Source organism: Gluconobacter sp. OJB, from assembly GCF_039638275.1.
Lineage (GTDB): Bacteria > Pseudomonadota > Alphaproteobacteria > Acetobacterales > Acetobacteraceae > Gluconobacter > Gluconobacter cerevisiae.
Genome location: NZ_JBDIWH010000001.1, coordinates 2817501 through 2819765 on the forward strand (window position 1 = coordinate 2817501; position 2265 = coordinate 2819765).

At 53.5% G+C, this 2265-nt stretch carries 1 tRNA gene, 2 rRNA genes and 1 pseudogene (1 of these 4 cut by a window edge); all 4 read left to right on the forward strand.

The window, feature by feature from the left end:
• Positions 1 to 1021, forward strand: a 23S ribosomal RNA gene (locus ABDK74_RS13155) (it extends 1716 nt beyond the left edge of the window).
• Between the two features lie 85 nt (positions 1022 to 1106).
• Positions 1107 to 1221, forward strand: a 5S ribosomal RNA gene (gene rrf, locus ABDK74_RS13160).
• Between the two features lie 48 nt (positions 1222 to 1269).
• A tRNA-Met gene (locus ABDK74_RS13165) sits at positions 1270 to 1346 on the forward strand.
• Positions 1347 to 2140: 794 nt separating this feature from the next.
• A pseudogene (locus tag ABDK74_RS13170) lies at positions 2141 to 2265 on the forward strand (IS5/IS1182 family transposase); the annotation flags it as partial.

The window sequence follows — 2265 nt, forward strand, 5'->3', positions numbered from 1 at the left end:
AGAGGAGGTGTGCAAGCACTGAATTGAAGCCCCGGTAAACGGCGGCCGTAACTATAACGGTCCTAAGGTAGCGAAATTCCTTGTCGGGTAAGTTCCGACCTGCACGAATGGCGTAACGACTTCCCCACTGTCTCCAGCATCGACTCAGCGAAATTGAATTCCCCGTGAAGATGCGGGGTACCCGCGGTCAGACGGAAAGACCCTATGAACCTTTACTGCAGCTTTGCAGTGGCATCAGAGACATTCTGTGTAGGATAGGTCGGAGGCTTTGAAGCCCGGGCGCCAGCTCAGGTGGAGCCATCCTTGAAATACGACCCTGAATTTTTCTGATGTCTAACCGAGACCAGTAAGCCTGGTCCGGGACCCTGCATGGTGGGCAGTTTGACTGGGGCGGTCGCCTCCCAAAGTGTAACGGAGGCGCGCGATGGTGGGCTCAGGCCGGTCGGAAACCGGCTGTCGAGTGCAATGGCATAAGCCCGCCTGACTGTGAGAGTGACAGCTCGATCAGAGACGAAAGTCGGCCATAGTGATCCGGTGGTCCCACGTGGACGGGCCATCGCTCAACGGATAAAAGGTACTCTAGGGATAACAGGCTGATCTCCCCCAAGAGTCCACATCGACGGGGAGGTTTGGCACCTCGATGTCGGCTCATCACATCCTGGGGCTGGAGCAGGTCCCAAGGGTTCGGCTGTTCGCCGATTAAAGTGGTACGTGAGCTGGGTTTAGAACGTCGTGAGACAGTTCGGTCCCTATCTGCCGTGGGTGTAAGAGACTTGAGAGGATTTGTCCCTAGTACGAGAGGACCGGGATGAACATACCTCTGGTGCACCGGTTGTCACGCCAGTGGCACAGCCGGGTAGCTAAGTATGGACGGGATAACCGCTGAAAGCATCTAAGCGGGAAACCCACCTCAAAACTAGGTCTCATAGAGCCGTGAAAGACCATCACGTTGATAGGCCGGGTGTGAAAGTGCAGTAATGCATGCAGCTAACCGGTCCTAATCGCTCATACTTCTCACATCAAAACACATGCACAGAAATCAGCCACACTCTCTTCACACCGCACCAACCTCCACCCTCTCTCAAAAGACAGGGTGGGCTGGAAGACCTGGTGGCCATTGCGAGGGCCCTACACCCGATCCCATCCCGAACTCGGCCGTGAAATCCCTCAGCGCCTATGATACTGCACCTTAAGGTGCGGAAAAGTCGGTCGCCGCCAGGTCCCCCAGCCCACTCACATAACCCAAAAAACCAACATCAATCACACCACCGCGGGGTGGAGCAGCCCGGTAGCTCGTCAGGCTCATAACCTGAAGGCCGCAGGTTCAAATCCTGCCCCCGCAACCAAAAACACCCTCAAAACCCCGCTAAGTCCCTGACTTGGCGGGGTTTTTTGTTGCGTCCAACACCACACCCCTATCAAACTCCCCATTATTTCAATGACTTGGTACCAGTAGGTTCAAATCGGGGTGCCTGATACCCGCAACCAACTGTCCTGTACGCAGGCGTGCTCCGACATGCCGGGGCATAATCGCGCGCAGGAGAAAGAGCGGGGAGGGGACACTGTCCTCGGGCATGCAGAAACTCCTGAGACAATGCTATCTCGAGATGACGGTAATGGGGGGGGAACGGAAGGTCTGCTTTTGATAAGGCTATCGGTAAACCGGACACTCAAATGGACGACGCTCGCTAAGATATTGAACCTGTTCGAGGCCGTCCCAGAAACTTGCCGGAATCCGGTATTTGGTTACGGAATAATTAGGAGCTAAACGTTTAATTGAGTGTACGTGTATAAAACATACTCAGTTTGTTAAGCATGACCGATTTCTCTCTATAGTGCGATATTGTTGCCGCTCACTACACACACCGACGCGAACAGTTCTTTTGAAGGCAGAAAAAGCTGTAATCGTCCGTGACGTTGGCGCTGGCGTAATTATCGCGTCACAACGGGTAACTGGAGCTAATAATGATTCGGCAGAGGTTATTACAAGACAAGGTGCTTTGCATTTTCTGTGATAATGAAGTGGGCACTCGCATTAAACCTGAACATATTCTGCTCGACGCGCTAGGCTCAGGACCTATTAATTTATTGAACTGAGCGAGACGTTGTGATTCACAGGCTTACCGATGGAGGTAAGGCTGTGAGTGACGTATTTTTGCTGTCTGAACGCCAGATGGAGCGGATTGAGCCGTTTTTTCCTCTGCCGCATGGAGTGCCCCGTGTGGATGACCGGCGTGTTTTGAGCGGGATCGTTTATGTGATCCG